Annotated in this window: 13 protein-coding genes; 10 read left to right on the forward strand and 3 right to left on the reverse strand. The window is 58.6% G+C overall.

Features of this window, described 5'->3' with window-relative positions; all coding sequences use genetic code 11:
* Nucleotides 1–205 precede the first annotated feature (205 nt).
* Together ACR0K5_RS19165 and ACR0K5_RS19170 are read left to right on the forward strand one after the other, a co-directional pair.
* Nucleotides 206–1,219 carry an AAA family ATPase gene (locus tag ACR0K5_RS19165; protein WP_480534068.1) on the forward strand — a complete coding sequence of 338 codons (1,014 nt, stop codon included), beginning with the start codon at nt 206–208 and terminating at the stop codon, nt 1,217–1,219.
* On the forward strand, nt 1,188–3,800 hold the full coding sequence (locus tag ACR0K5_RS19170; RefSeq protein ID WP_480534066.1) for a S8 family serine peptidase: 2,613 nt from the start codon (nt 1,188–1,190) through the stop codon (nt 3,798–3,800). Before ACR0K5_RS19165 ends, ACR0K5_RS19170 begins: the two co-directional genes overlap by 32 nt.
* Before the next feature lie 111 nt (nt 3,801–3,911).
* Here ACR0K5_RS19170 and ACR0K5_RS19175 read toward each other — a convergent pair whose 3' ends face one another.
* Nucleotides 3,912–4,187 carry a hypothetical protein gene (locus ACR0K5_RS19175; protein WP_480631228.1) on the reverse strand — a complete coding sequence of 92 codons (276 nt, stop codon included), beginning with the start codon at nt 4,185–4,187 and terminating at the stop codon, nt 3,912–3,914.
* Nucleotides 4,188–4,449: 262 nt separating this feature from the next.
* Between ACR0K5_RS19175 and ACR0K5_RS19180 the strand changes: the two genes are divergently transcribed.
* The 4 genes from ACR0K5_RS19180 (at nt 4,450) to ACR0K5_RS19195 (ending at nt 7,243) form a co-directional block, all read left to right on the forward strand.
* Nucleotides 4,450–5,379, forward strand: coding sequence for a DUF2493 domain-containing protein (locus ACR0K5_RS19180; RefSeq protein WP_480534064.1), 930 nt, complete (start codon nt 4,450–4,452; stop codon nt 5,377–5,379).
* Between the two features lie 220 nt (nt 5,380–5,599).
* On the forward strand, nt 5,600–6,088 hold the full coding sequence (locus ACR0K5_RS19185) for a hypothetical protein (protein WP_480631229.1): 489 nt from the start codon (nt 5,600–5,602) through the stop codon (nt 6,086–6,088).
* A complete protein-coding gene (locus ACR0K5_RS19190; RefSeq protein WP_480534060.1) occupies nt 6,085–6,675 on the forward strand; it encodes an SH3 domain-containing protein in 591 nt (196 codons plus the stop codon). The genes ACR0K5_RS19185 and ACR0K5_RS19190 overlap by 4 nt, the downstream gene beginning before the upstream one ends.
* Before the next feature lie 361 nt (nt 6,676–7,036).
* Nucleotides 7,037–7,243: a hypothetical protein gene (locus tag ACR0K5_RS19195; RefSeq protein WP_480534058.1), complete on the forward strand. Its 207-nt coding sequence runs from the start codon at nt 7,037–7,039 to the stop codon at nt 7,241–7,243.
* A 386-nt stretch (nt 7,244–7,629) separates the two neighbouring features.
* On the opposite strand, the gene ACR0K5_RS19200 is transcribed toward ACR0K5_RS19195, so the two are convergent.
* Together ACR0K5_RS19200 and ACR0K5_RS19205 are read right to left on the reverse strand one after the other, a co-directional pair.
* Nucleotides 7,630–8,028, reverse strand: a complete 399-nt coding sequence (locus tag ACR0K5_RS19200; RefSeq protein WP_480534056.1) for a hypothetical protein — start codon at nt 8,026–8,028, stop codon at nt 7,630–7,632.
* Nucleotides 8,015–8,740, reverse strand: coding sequence for a division plane positioning ATPase MipZ (locus ACR0K5_RS19205; RefSeq protein ID WP_480631230.1), 726 nt, complete (start codon nt 8,738–8,740; stop codon nt 8,015–8,017). Before ACR0K5_RS19205 ends, ACR0K5_RS19200 begins: the two co-directional genes overlap by 14 nt.
* Here ACR0K5_RS19205 and ACR0K5_RS19210 point away from each other — a divergent pair.
* The 4 genes from ACR0K5_RS19210 to ACR0K5_RS19225 all read left to right on the forward strand — a co-directional run bounded on the left by ACR0K5_RS19210 (nt 8,733) and on the right by ACR0K5_RS19225 (nt 13,467).
* The gene (locus ACR0K5_RS19210; RefSeq protein ID WP_480631231.1) at nt 8,733–9,053 is read left to right on the forward strand and encodes a hypothetical protein; all 321 of its coding nucleotides are present in this window, start codon (nt 8,733–8,735) and stop codon (nt 9,051–9,053) included. The two genes, ACR0K5_RS19205 and ACR0K5_RS19210, sit on opposite strands and share 8 nt — an antisense overlap.
* Before the next feature lie 228 nt (nt 9,054–9,281).
* On the forward strand, nt 9,282–9,728 hold the full coding sequence (locus ACR0K5_RS19215; RefSeq protein WP_480534052.1) for a MobC domain-containing protein: 447 nt from the start codon (nt 9,282–9,284) through the stop codon (nt 9,726–9,728).
* Nucleotides 9,725–12,493 carry a relaxase/mobilization nuclease domain-containing protein gene (locus ACR0K5_RS19220; RefSeq protein WP_480534050.1) on the forward strand — a complete coding sequence of 923 codons (2,769 nt, stop codon included), beginning with the start codon at nt 9,725–9,727 and terminating at the stop codon, nt 12,491–12,493. Before ACR0K5_RS19215 ends, ACR0K5_RS19220 begins: the two co-directional genes overlap by 4 nt.
* Entirely contained in the window at nt 12,490–13,467 is a 978-nt protein-coding gene (locus ACR0K5_RS19225) for an ATPase, T2SS/T4P/T4SS family (protein ID WP_480534048.1), read from the forward strand. The genes ACR0K5_RS19220 and ACR0K5_RS19225 overlap by 4 nt, the downstream gene beginning before the upstream one ends.
* Nucleotides 13,468–13,645 lie beyond the last annotated feature (178 nt).

The raw sequence follows: 13,645 nt of genomic DNA on the forward strand, positions 1-13,645 counted from the left end.
GACGAATGGTGAGCTCAAAACGATTGCCAAGCGTCCCTTGGCTGGCGTTGGAATGTACCCAATCGTGCCGTTGGGCTGATTACTGAAGCTTCAATCTGAGGCGCAAACTGAATAATCGGCGTCGAATCCGGGAAATCGGGTGACATTTCCTCTAATCCGTTTATGATTCAATCAATCAGGAGCAGATCATCAAAAGTGAGTAGACGTGGCCCGCAGTGATCTTGTTGTCGATTTGGTCAAGGCCGGTGTAACTGGCGATCAAGCGTCTGTGCGCATGACTGCCGAAGCTATCGCCGCCGACGAGCGGGCGAAGAAGCATACAGGGGTTGCCGACAGAATAGCGCGTGCTTTGACAACCGCGCCTAAGTCGACGGTAAGTGATCGGATGACGTCCAAAGGGGCTCGGCTGCGTGATGGCAGCGGTGCAATCCAACGGCGCGAACCAAATCGTCCCCTCGATAGTTTGTTTCTTGAGAAAGCAACCCGAAACGCCAGTCTGGAATTGGTTGAAGAGCAACTCCGCGCTGACGTCTTGCGTGCGCACGGTCTGGAGCCTCGACACCGAATGCTGCTGACCGGTCCTCCGGGTAACGGAAAAACATCCTTGGCAGAAGGCCTGGCCTATGAATTGGCTTTGCCATTGTTCGTGGTCAGATACGACGCGATCATCACAAGCTACCTCGGAGACACCGCAACACGCCTCAGGCGCATGTTTGAATTTGTCAGAACTGAACCATGCGTGCTTTTTTTTGATGAATTCGATGCGATCGGGAAGGAAAGAGGTGACACCCATGAAACCGGCGAAATCAAACGCGTGGTTACAACACTATTGATGCAACTCGATGACCTTCCGTCCTATTGCGTCCTGGTAGGGGCGACCAATCATCCGGAATTGCTTGATCGCGCAACATGGCGCAGATTTGAAATCAAGCTTGATCTCTCTCGGCCAAGTGATGAACACATGACCGAGTACTTTGCTGCGCGTATGAAGGAATTCTCCGACAATTTCGGGTATACTGCAAAGCGGCTGCGAAATGCTGTTGCACCCATCAATTTTTCAGAAGCAGAAGATTTTTTTATGGATATTCATCGTCGCCTCGCTCTCGCACAGGGCAATGTCACCTTCCGCACACTTGTTAAAGATCGCGTCAACGCATGGACGGCGCAACACGGAAGGATAATTGGTGATGACAGATCGGCCGATTCTACGTCTTCCTGACCCCCGCCCAGATGTCCGACTGCCAGGGACCGCCGATAGACGGCGACGCCCTCAAGGATTGGGGCGCCAAGGGCAATCGGCGCGATTTGGCGATGAGTTCACCCGGCTGGATGAAGCATTTCGCGGTGAAAATGCCGAAATTCTGCTTCGGCAAGATCCCTCAGGGATTGCGCCTGAGCGCGCGCTCGTCTTTGAAACAGTCGTACCTATCTCGCGTTTTCAGAACGCCGCAACAAATGCCGGATTTGAACTCCTGATCGAAGATCCCCTTGGCGATGACTATGATATCCCCGAGGAGATGGTGGACGAATATGCAGGGGCAGCTTCTCCGACGCTCTATGCCACTATGCCCTCAACGGCCGACCTTCAACGGCTCTTAACGTTGTGGAGATCTTATCAGGCCCAGGAGCCGGCGGAGCATGGTTTGGCACCTTGGTGGAACCTCTTCGCTATGCTTTCGGATATCCGCGTGTGGGGGCCTCAAGACAGATTGACGCCTGAAGTCCGTACCGAACTGGTGTATCGGCTAAATCAGGCGGGCGACGAACCGATCCGGCTCGAACTTGAAATCTGGCCGACGGCAAATGCCGCGTTGCGGCGCCGGTGGCTTCAGGACACACGTGCCAAGATCGTAGCGTTGGGCGGTCGCATTCTTGCGACATCTGGCATCGATGAGATTGATTTTGTTTATCAGGCGGTGCTTGCTGAGCTACCCCCTGACTCCGTTCGCGAAATGCTCGCCAACCCGATGGCCCCTGATGGTATTGCCAGTCTCGATGGCTTGCAGTTCATTCTGCCTCAAATGGTCGCCCAATCGTTACCTGACAGCAGCGACGCACTTGAACCACTTGATGGCGCTCTTCCACCCATTCAGGAAGATGCGCCGATCCGCGCCGTTTTGCTTGACGGAACCCCAATCGCAGCCCACCCCGCTCTAAACAACGGGGTTGTCATCGAAGATGTTCATGATCTGGTGCGGCTGTCGCAAGTGGAGCACCGGCGTCACGCAACGTCCATGGCGTCTCTCATTCTGAGGGGAGATCTTGAAGCGGACGGTGAACCAGTTCCAGATGCCCGCCTACTTTCAATTCCTATCCTGATTGACGATGCCCAAGGTGCGTCGTCACCCAACGACCGGCTCTTTGTCGATCTGGTTCATGTGGCGCTCGCGCGTGCATTTCTTGGAGAAGATGCGCTTGCGCCAGATGCACACCTGGTGAATTTCTCAGTCGGTATCTTTCGGGGGCATTTTGCGGGCCGGATTGGATCACTTGCCCGATTGCTGGATTGGTGGTCCGAACGCCATGGCATTCTCTTTATGGTCGCGGCGGGCAATGTTGGCGACGACCTTACAGTTGCAGGTACAAGCTACACAGCCTTCGAAGACGCAGGCCAAGCCGAACAACGAACCATGGTCGAGGCGGCCCAGAAATCTTCACGGCCATTTCGCACATTGCTCGCCCCCGCAGAGGCGATGAATGTTCTTACCGTCGGAGGCGCTTCCCAAGATTTAAGTCCTCCTAGGATGCCTCCACCTGCCGGCTCTATTGTTCTAAACGACGCCGATAACCCTTACCCGGCACTTTCCTCTGCTGTGGGGCTTGGTGCGTTCCGTTCAATTAAGCCAGACATTATTGCTCCTGCTGGTGAACATGAACTTCGCGCGTCTGCAAACGGCCAAGGCGGGGTCCGCTTACGGGTCGTGGACCGATCTCAAAGATCGGGTCTTTATGCGGCAACCGTTCAACAAGGCGCGGCAAACACTTATCGCACGCGAGGCACAAGTTGTGCGAATGCCCTTGCATCTCGGGCTGCGCTCTTTTCAGCGGCTGCGCTGACCGACGATGACGGTCCATTTGGCAATCAGATGGTTGCGCCCCGCGATAAGGCGCTCTTGGTCAAGGCCCTCAGTGTGCATGCCGCAATCTGGCCACCTGCCGCCATCGAAAAATTTGCGACCGAGTATGCACCAAACCCCAGACGCCATGCACAAGCGCGGGAGGAAGTTTGCCGCTATTATGGACATGGCCTCCTCGACAGCGTGAAGATGCGAGAGGCTCCAAGGAATGGCGCAACCCTGGTAGGGCTCGGAACATTGCGTAAAGATCGTGCCGCGATTTTTGATGTTCCACTTCCGCCGTCCTTAAGCGGCGAACGCATTGGTCGCTCGATGACCGTGACTGTTGCCTGGTTTACACCGGTCCGGGTGACACGCGCGCGCTACCGTTTGGCCGCATTGGATGCGATCCCGCATGGATATGATCTTTTCGGAGAACTCATCGAGGACGAAGGATGGGCGCTCGCTATGAAAAACGAACAGCTTGATGCCAACCTTATCAAACGCGGAACTGTTTGGTCACGAAGACTGATTCACAGAAATCCAGTGGTCCCGAACTTTCATACTGATATGCGGCTTCCCATAAGGGTACAGTGTCGCGATAGCTCGGGTGGTGGGTTAAGTCCAGATGACGACATCCGGTTTGCCCTCGCGATCTCTTTGGAAGTTGAAGCAGAAACCGCCTTTGACATTCACAATGAGCTTGAAGCTGCTTTGCGTGTTGGTGTTCGGTCGGAAGGTTAATCTCCAGCAACCGTGGTTAATGATCAGCTCCCGCGAATTCTGCTAAATACACTCAGCATGCGCGAACCAGTCTTCGTCTGCGAGTGCAAACGCCATACTGTCGACCAGAGTCTAGCCTTCCGGCCTCTCCTGCTCGGCTGCGCGTGTCGCAGGTGAGAACAGGCCGCTGGCCTGTCGCGCATTCGGCCATTCGGCCTCACCGCGGCGTTGCGACCAGGCCCCCGGTTTGCCCGCCTCGCGAGCACGTCGCTTCCCGGCCGCTCCGCCGGATTGCGCTCTGGTCTGTTTTGCGGGGCGCAAAACGATCCCGACGCTGCATCCGTCTCCCGCGTCCGGTCGCGCCGTTTGCCTGCTCGTGTCGGGCAAACCTGCCGTCACATCACACACATGAGTGCGGAAGCATATCCTCCGGATGGCCCCCAAATCAGCCCGCGTCAAGGATCGCAAAACTTTTCGGCGAGGGCGGCGCGGGTGGAAAGCGTGGTCCCGTGCGCGATGGCGGCGTGTGGTCGGAGCCCGGGCCCGGAAAACTTTTGCGCCCGGCACGCCGGCGGCTGCGCCGCCCCTGACCCGGACAGATTCGGAAACCAGGCATTCGGCCATGCCACCACACTCACGTGGTGGTCCCCGAACATCTGGAGATAGCAAAATGGCTTACGATCAAGCGAATACATACGAAACCATCGAACTCTTTGGCCTGACCGAAAAGGACGCACAGCTGCCCACACCCGACGATCACATCCTGAAGGACAGCATCGTCCGCGAGACCTTCGAGACCCTGCTCGGTCAGATGCGCGGGACGGGTCTCGAGGCGGAAATCGAACCGCTGGCGCACGGGCTGGCAACGATCCTGCAGCGCCGCAAGGTTGTTCTGGGAAAGGAACTCGACCGCACCGCCGACAAGATCGGCGCGCTGGCAAAATGTCACGACGGATCGGAGATCGCGGAAACCGCGCTCGAAGAGGCGCAGGCCCGCTTCCTGCAGCTGCGGGAGATCGTCGGTAGCATTGAGACGATGAGCGAGGCGGCGGCCGAGTGCTACGAGGTCGAAACCGGTCACGCCTTCATCCCGGCGGCAGGATCGCGCGCCAGCGTCCGGGCGCAGGAGACGGGAGCCGTCTTTGAGGCCAGGCAGCTGCTCGAGCAGCATGACCGGGAGACCGCCGCCAGATCGAAGGTCGAAGGAGTTCCTCTGATCGTCTCCGGCGCGACCGACTGGACCGACATCGATGTCATCTTCAACACGCTCGACAAGGTTCGGGATCGTATCAAGCAGACCCGTAATCAGGATATCTTCATCTGTCACAAGGGCGGCAAGCACGGGGCCGAAATGATCGCGGCCCGTTGGGCCCGCGCGCGTGGCGTCGCCCAGGCCCGCTTCGATCCGCGCTGGTCCGCGCATGGGCGGGCGGCCCCCTTCAAATGCAACGATGAGATGCTGGACGACAAGTTCGCTGCAACCGGTGTTGTCCTCTTCGGTGGCAACGGGGTCGCTTTGAATCTCGGTCAGAAGGCTGAAGCCCAGGGTCTGACGGTCATGCGTGTCGCTGGCCCGGCGAAGAAAGATACGAGCGCGTGAATGAATGAGGGTCGCCTTCGGGCGGCCCTTTTTTCGTTTTCAGAGGGTGCGAACGTATGTCAGTTGCGCCAGGATGACCTCCAGCGGTCTTGGTGATTGAAGCCAGCCACTCTGGTTTCGGGAAAGACCGGATGGTAACTCGAAACTATTTCAGTTTACTGTGGCCGCGCTGCAAAAGCCATGTGTTGCGCAGCCTGACACCCGCACAGGTTTTTCATTGATGCCCTTTTCCCCGGAACGCACCAAAGAGATTCAGGCACGCATTGATGCACGTTTGCGGTCGGGTCAGGCGAACGATTGGGAAATGTCGTTTCTTACAAACATGGCGGAACGTTTTCAGAAACATGGGACGGAGACCCGCCTGAGCAAGGCTCAATATGTCAGCCTGCACAAGGTCTTGAAACTGGAGCGGCAGAACCTGACGCAGACAAGCCCGACAACTGATGCACGCGTTTCTAAACCAGCACTAAAGCGCCGCTCTCGATCTTACCAGACGAGACCGCGTCCGGTTTCCAAGACCCGCGCGATCACCGCACCTCGGCGTGCCGTGCGCAAGGCGCAGCGCCAGATCATGGTGCCCATGCTTATCGCTATTGCGTTCTTCGCAGTGGTTGGATCCTTGTTTGGACCCTCAAATTCACGATCCACACCCCACAATCCTCAGCGATACCCTTATCGCAGACAACAAACGCGGCTTATGTTTATGTGACGGGAACACGCGTCAACCAGCGCACCGGGCCGTCTACTTCAGATCCTGTGATGGGCGTCTTGACCGAAGGCAAGCGTGTCGAGAAACTCCATGGTCAGGGGCAGTGGACCCAAATCCGATCAGACTTGGGAACGGGCTGGATGTCGTCCGGCTTTTTGTCTTCGGTCGCTCCTGCTGCCGTGCGGTCAGCGTCGCGAACCCGATCCCTTCGCGCCAGCGACATACGGATCGTTGATGGTGATACGATCGATGTGCGCGGCATGACAGCGAATGTCCGTCTCGTCGGGTTTAATACGCCCGAGACATGGAAACCATCCTGCACGGCTGAGCGTCAACTCGGGGAACGCGCCACGGCACGTCTTGGTCAATTGGTGCGAAATGCGGCGTCCATTGAATTTAAGCGTGTGGCCTGTGCCTGCCGGCCCGGCACGGAGGGCACGGATCAGTGCAACTTCGGGCGGCTCTGCGGTGCGTTGTTTGTCAACGGTCAGGATGTTGGGCGCAGGCTCATTGCGGAAGGCTTAGCCGTGCCGTATCGATGCGGCCGAACCAGTTGTCCTCCACGCCCGGAACCCTGGTGCCGGTAACAGCGATAGCCACCCGACACCGACGATGGGTCTGTGCTCACGGCTAATATCGGGCCTACCATCTGTTGGGCGCGGCGTATCATTCTTACTGCTGCGTTGAAGCAGAACGGCCCAAGCCATCTCCTATCTCGATCCACGGGGTCGAAGGCGACTGCAAAGTGGCGGCGCGAATTTGGGTCACACCTTTTTGCTTATGCATGTGGATCGCACGGGGGCGGCCCGGTCGTTCCCTCCGCTGCGCTCCGGCAAGCACAAATACGGTTTCCACGCGCGTTGCGCGCAGACCCTCCGCATTTGCACTTGCGACCGGTCCTTCTGCCCCCGTGCCGTGAGATCCCCATCGCAAAAAGGAGAAACCCAAATGACCAACCACTACATCGCCACCGTCCCCGTCAAGTTCACCGATAACGATGGCCAGGAACGCACCCGCTTCCAACGCGTCGGCGCCATGTTCCGCAACACCCGCAACGGGGACGGCTCGGAGTTCTTCAGCCTCAAGCTCGACTTCCCGGTCGCAGTCTCGGAGCTGGTGATGTTCCCGCCGAGTTCCAAAGAGCCTCAGGAGTAAATCCTCTGACGAGGATGGGCCGCCGAGAGGCGGCCCTTTCCCCGTTCCGAGAACAAGTCCGCCAACCAGCCTCAAGGGGGCCATCCAAAAAATCTTCGGGCGTTGCCCGCCGGTTTTTCGGCAGAGATTTGGACAGGCCAAATCTGGCCTCCCTTGACCCTGTCAGTCGGACCTGTTTGCAGGGTATTTCGCCCTCCCCCTCGCGTCCGTCCGAACACATGTGTGTTCGGACGGAGCTGCGGGCGGGGCGTTTCTTATTGAGTAGAAACGCTGGGTAGGAAGGGTTGGAGGACTCCTTTCGGGCAGTTGCGTGCCTTCGGCGCTCAGCAGGGAGCGAATACAGACCGCTTTGAGTGAAACACACGCCGGTTGACTGGCAGAACCATCTAACTTTCACTTACGTGATTTCGGATCATGAGCGCAATCGCTTCATCATTCTCGATCAGCACTGTTCTGAACAAGCGCCCAATGTTCACACCCGCCCGCAAAGGTTCCGGGATTTCGCGCAAGGCATCCATCAGTGCTTGCTCGACGTCACTGCCGACCGGTGGGGAGACCTGAAACCTGATCTGCGCGCGCTCTTTGCCCGCTGCCGGGTTAGTGCTCCTTCTCTTGTCAGGTTGCGACTTTGTTGCAGACGTCTCTACGCTGGGCTCCGACGTTGCATCGGTTGGAGGCGGTACCGCTGGTTCATCAACTGCCTGCTTCTTCATCTCGGTCACGGTTGGGGCAGCGTTTGAGGCTGGTCTACCCAGCAGGTTTTCAATGCCGTCACGCCGGGACATGGGCGACCTCGCTCTTTTCAATCGCGCTCAACACGAAGGCGGCATTGTCCAACGCCTTCCGACAGCGCCCCACCATCCTGCGTCCGTTCGCTCGGGTCGCTGGGGCTTCGGCGTTCTCTGCGGCATCGTTGGCGTAATCCATCAGACGGCCGATCGTGGTGCCGGTGCGATGCGCGTCATCCATGACAGCTGACTCCGCAATGCCGCCCACGCAGGTAAACCGCTTTGCAAGCGCCTGCTTGCCACGTTGAATGCCAGCAGATTGCGCCACCGACTGCCGTGTGAACACGACGCGAAACTTTTCCTCTGGTTTCATTTGACTGCCAACCTGTTGCAGCGCCAGTTCGCAGGACTTGTAGGTCGCCTGAATAGGTTCGAACTCGGCAGACGATCCATCGGAGGGGCAGAGCACCAGATCCGCCACGGCCATGACTGCCGCTGCCGTCATGCTCGGCTCGCCTTTCGTGTCGATTAACAGGTAGTCATATCCCCCGGCGTCTTCCGCCGCCAGAATTCTGGCATAGGCCTGTCGGGCATTTTCTGCATCATCTTCGGCGAAGTGGCCCGCCTCGATCAGCAGTTCTTCGGCAGGCACGGGCGGCAACCCGATCTCTGTATCCAACCACCCGGCCAATGTGGCCTGCGGGTCCAGATCGAGGATACGCACCCGTTTTCCCTGATGGTGTAATGCGGAGGCGAAGGCGATGAGCATGGAGGATTTTCCGGCCCCGCCCTTGGAGTTCACAGCGGCAAAGATTTTCAATTTGGTCTCCGGGTTTGCGCCCGTAGGTCACGCCGCGCAGCGACGCGCCACAATCGGGCTCGCGATGTCAAACTATCGCGCGATCCCGCACCCGCGCTGGTTGAATGCTATTGCTGATTTGAGCAATTCGCAACACTTGCATGTTGCAGATCAGTATGAGGCTTCTGACCTGCAACCTGCAACCTGCAACCTGCAACCTGCAACCTGCAACCTGCAACCTGCAACCTGCAACCACCGTGGGCTGAGCGCTGTTGCCCGTTGATTGCGGCTTGTGAACTGCCCGTTGAGCGGAAGTTTCAGCAGGTTGTGAACCGACGTTTCCCTAGCACCAGCCCGACTACACCTACGCTTTCTTAGCGGGATAATATAGATTGTAGTACCGACAATCTATTTGACTTGCAGTCGGCCGAAATCTCAACTTAAAATTGATCTTGTACATGCGCGGCCTGCGGGGGCCTCGCCCGATTTCTGATCGAGGAGAGCTGCCCCGATGCCATCAGGCACTTCCAAATCTGTTGTTAAGTCGATGCGCTTTGACGAAGACGAATGGGCGTTCCTCGAACAGCGCAGGAAGGCGATGCAGCTGCGCAGCGTGACCGGCTTGGTGCGTGTTTGCCTGCGTGTCGCTTTCGGTATTCCCACTCAGGAAGAGTTTCGCACGCAGCAGTTCAAAGCGCATCTGGTCCTCTTGGTCGGCATCGCCAACGATCTCACCCAGATGACCCAGGCCGCAAATACCGGGGAGCTTCGACTCGACACGCGTATGGAAGATCAGCTTGCTGAGGTTAAACAAGAAGTGCGCGCGCTGCGCCAGCTGATTGAGGAATACTCGGATGCGGCCCACGAACGGTCGTTCACGCGCGCATTGGAAATCGAGCGACGGGCTGAAGATCAGCGCGCGCGGCGGGTGTCGCCCAAGGCAAAGGTTAGAGGATGACCAGCCTGATCGCCGCATATGACCCGGCCTGGGAGGCGCTGTTTGGGGAGTTTCAACTCATTCCCGACCTGAAACCCCGTCCCGGTCAAAACCCGTTGCGCGCGTGGCACCGCCCAGCACGGCGACAAGGTTCTGTCAGCGGTCCGGCTGGCATGATTGCCAACGCGCTATTGACCGAGCAGGCCGTGGTCAAAATCGTCCGGGGCGGCGGTGTCACAACGTCAGGGCGTCTGGGAGGGCAGCTCTCCTACATCACGCGCAAAGGCACCGTTGAGATGGAGCGCGGCGACACCGGTGAGCTCTCCCAAGGGATTGAGGCGTTGCGCGACGTGCAGGCGGACTGGGCAAAAGACTGGGTCCAAATGGATGCGCGCACGACCAACTATACTTATCACGTGATCCTGTCCTACCCAAAGCACACAGACCGCGAAGCCGCCAAACAGGCAGCGCGCCGTTTTGGCGAGTGCCTGACCAATGGCGCGTATGGTGACCGGTACAAACACGTGATGGCGCATCATGATGACACTGGCCATCCGCACACACATCTGGTGATAAGCCGGGCAGGGGCTGCGGGCAAGACACTTCATCTGAGCCGATATGGGATCACAACGCAGGATCTGCGTGAGCTGCAGGCGGACACCGCGCGCGAGGTTGGTATTGTCCTGAACGCCACCAGCCGGTTCAGCCGCAACCTACGCCCCGGCCGGGAGAGCAGCGCCCGGGTTCATGCGCGGCGCGAGGGTCGGCAACTGCTGGAACGGACGAAACCCGACCGGCGCAGTGGATTTCCATTCCTTAGTGCCGGTCGCCAACAGGCGGCCGCTCCTGACAAGCTGCAGGTCCTGAGGGATCAGCGGAACGCGGACTATGTCGCCTTGCGTGAAACCCTCCGGTCGCATCAGGCCGGGCTTAGCCAGGGCATCTTCACTACCTCATATCCGGGGCGGGCCGAGACCCTGGGCAATCTTGGAACGGCTGTTCTCGGCGCAGCCAAAATCCTGTTGCGGGGCGGGGTTCTCAATACTGAGGAAGTCGACATGAACGAACAGGTCGCCAATCATATGGATCCGGCACAGGCCGGTGGCATCGACCGTGAAATCAAAGCCATTGGCAGCGATATCCGGGTCTTCATTGAGGGCATGACGGAAAAAGCTGATGCCATGGAGGACGAGGAAAAACGCAGCCAGACGGAGGCGGCGATTTCCCGTGTCCTGCGGGATTATGAACCGTTGATGGACAACGAGACCCGGGCATTCTTTGGCAAGCGTCTCGACCGGGACGATGAGATCGAGGTCGGGCGCGATGATACCGATCCGACACGCCAGCGTCGGGCGGCTGAACAGGATGCAGCAGATCCGACGCGCACCCAACCCATCGGACAGGAGCGTGCGGACCGACGGGCCGATGCAAATGATCCGCGCAGCGCTGCCGCCAATGCGGTGCTGAAGGATGCCGACAGGCAGGTGGCCGAGCGCTTCGAAGCCATGGGCATCAACGGTGATCTGGTGTTGTCGCGCATCCGCAATGGCGCTGACGTGGACCGTCAGACCCGCGAGAATTGGTTTGAACGCGATGTTAAGACCTTGGCGAACGCCCATTCGCTCAGTGAGAACCAGGCGCGGATCGACATGAGGGCCGCGTATAAAGATGCCGCAGAAATCTACCGCGATGCTCGTGGCGAGATCCGCGACATCAACCGCGCCTTTGCAGAGGGCAGGGGAGACGACTTCCTGAACGAGAAGATCAAGACCGGCGTTCAGGATGAAATCCAGACGATGAAAGGGCAGGGTTTTGATCGGGCCGCGATCGGTGGACGTTTGCTTGAGATAGAGGACCGGGTGCAAGAGCGTGTGACAGGCCGCGCGCCGGATCGTGACGATGGTGGCGCCCGCCCGGGCTCGAAACGGCAAGGCCAGACCACAGAGACCCATGCCACCGGATCATCGCCGCGGCGTCCCGATTTGGACGCGGGAGTGAGGGGCCAAATCATCGGGACCGGTGACGCGCTCTTTAAAGAAGACGAGAAAGACAGCATGTCGCCTTATGTCGATCTGAAGGTGGACGGCCGCGACAAACCTTTCCGCGTCTGGGGCGTCGATCTGCCCGACCTGATGCAGCGCGAAAATCTCAACATCGGTGACACGGCAACGCTTGCCCATGACGGGTACAAGAGGGTGACGGTCAGCAAGATCGACAAAGAGACCGGCGAAGCGAAGACCATCGAGGCAAACCGCCGCGCCTGGAAAGCAACCGACATCGAGCGCGCACCGCGCGGCAACGATCGGTTACAGGAACAGCCCATGTTGTCCGATGTGACGACTGCAACAGCAGGCGAAAAGGCCCAGCAGGATCGCGCGGTACGGCAGGAGGTCTCCGTTGAAACCGGCGTCACGGGTGTCATCGTGGATGCCAAAGAGGCTCTGGTGCGTCCTGATGATCCAAACAGCCAATCGTTCTATGTGGATATGAAGGTCGAGGGCAAAGACGAGCCGGAACGGATCTGGGGAACCGCCCTGCAAGACCAGATGGCGCGGAACAATATTTCAGTTGGTGACACGGCCACCTTCGTCAAAGCGGGCAAAGAAGAAGTCACCCGCTCACGCCGGAACCCGGAGACCGACGAGCCGGAGCGCGTCAATGTCACCCGCACGGCCTGGGATGTGAAGAACGTCGATCGACAGATTGACCGTGATCCGGCGGTGCAAGAGCAGCGGCGTCGGGAGCGGGAAGAACGCGCCAAGGGCGACCGGAGCGTGAGCCGATGAGCCGCCATCTGGAAAGCACGTTGAATCGGGTGTTCGGAGGCCAATTGCTCTCCGATCCTCTCCTGTCTGAAATCGTCCTGAATCCGGACGGTAGAATCTGGATCGAGCGCAGTGGTGAACCTGCCATGCACCAGCTGGACGAGCCGATGGGTGAGGATGATGCAGAGGCGCTTGCACATGACCTGGCCGGCGGAAATCCGATTTCTGAAAAAACGCCGCTGGCCGGGTCGCAGTTTGAAATCGACGGGTCATTGTGGCGGGCGCAGGTGGCGGTCAAACCTGCCGTTGAGGCTGGCGTTGCCTTTGCCCTGCGCCGGGCCGTGGCAAAGCAACTGTCGCTCGACGATCTGATGCAAGGCCTGCCGAATCTGGACGCCAACATGGCCGATCTGAAATCTGGCGTTGATCCCGCTGATGAGGCTGTTTTCGATGCCTATGAGAACAAAGGATTTGGTGATTTCCTGCGCGCGGCCGTCAGGGCCAAATGGAACATCCTTTTGTCGGGTGGCACGTCATCGGGCAAAACGACTTGGTTGCGCGCCTGTCTTGGCGAAGTCGACCATTCAGAGCGGATCATAACCATCGAGGACGTGCTTGAGATCCGACCCAGCCAGCCCAATGTGGTGTCTTTGGTTGTCAACAAGAACGCATCGAGCAGCGATCTTTTGAAAGCCTGTCTGCGATTCCGACCGGAGCGGATCATCATGGGGGAGCTACGCGGGGCGGAGGCTTATGATTTCCTGTCCGCGATCAACTCTGGACATCCGGGCGGCATTTCCACGCTACACGCAGCATCACCGGAATCTGCGTTTTCTCGTTTGGCGTTGATGGTCATGCAGGCAGATACCGGGCTGACCTATTCTGAGATCCTCGAATACTGCCGCTCGATGATCGATGTGATTGTGCAGTTCCGGAAGTCCGGCGATCAGAGGCGACCAGTTGCCGTCAGGGTGCTCAGGGAGAAAGCGGTATAGGTTTTGGAACGTTCAATGGCTAGGTGGCCGAAGTTGGTTTTTACGGCCGCGCAGATCGTGCGCAGGCTCAAGCGGACGTTCATGAATCTCGCGGAGAATGGCGGGATCCCAGCCCTTAGCCGTCGTTGTTGCCGAGTTAGGAATCAGCCAATGCTATAGGCAACTGGCAGCCAAAAGC

The organism is Ruegeria sp. AB9, assembly GCF_056542585.1.

What these genes read in the sequence shown, in the direction of transcription:
- ACR0K5_RS19170 (WP_480534066.1), top strand. Translation starts at nt 1,188, where the DNA reads ATGACAGATCGGCCGATTCTACGTCTTCCTGACCCCCGCCCAGATGTC.
- ACR0K5_RS19180 (WP_480534064.1), top strand. Translation starts at nt 4,450, where the DNA reads ATGGCTTACGATCAAGCGAATACATACGAAACCATCGAACTCTTTGGC.
- ACR0K5_RS19185 (WP_480631229.1), top strand. Translation starts at nt 5,600, where the DNA reads ATGCCCTTTTCCCCGGAACGCACCAAAGAGATTCAGGCACGCATTGAT.
- ACR0K5_RS19195 (WP_480534058.1), top strand. Translation starts at nt 7,037, where the DNA reads ATGACCAACCACTACATCGCCACCGTCCCCGTCAAGTTCACCGATAAC.
- ACR0K5_RS19200 (WP_480534056.1), bottom strand. Translation starts at nt 8,028, where the DNA reads ATGTCCCGGCGTGACGGCATTGAAAACCTGCTGGGTAGACCAGCCTCA.
- ACR0K5_RS19210 (WP_480631231.1), top strand. Translation starts at nt 8,733, where the DNA reads ATGAGCATGGAGGATTTTCCGGCCCCGCCCTTGGAGTTCACAGCGGCA.
- ACR0K5_RS19205 (WP_480631230.1), bottom strand. Translation starts at nt 8,740, where the DNA reads ATGCTCATCGCCTTCGCCTCCGCATTACACCATCAGGGAAAACGGGTG.
- ACR0K5_RS19215 (WP_480534052.1), top strand. Translation starts at nt 9,282, where the DNA reads ATGCCATCAGGCACTTCCAAATCTGTTGTTAAGTCGATGCGCTTTGAC.
- ACR0K5_RS19220 (WP_480534050.1), top strand. Translation starts at nt 9,725, where the DNA reads ATGACCAGCCTGATCGCCGCATATGACCCGGCCTGGGAGGCGCTGTTT.
- ACR0K5_RS19225 (WP_480534048.1), top strand. Translation starts at nt 12,490, where the DNA reads ATGAGCCGCCATCTGGAAAGCACGTTGAATCGGGTGTTCGGAGGCCAA.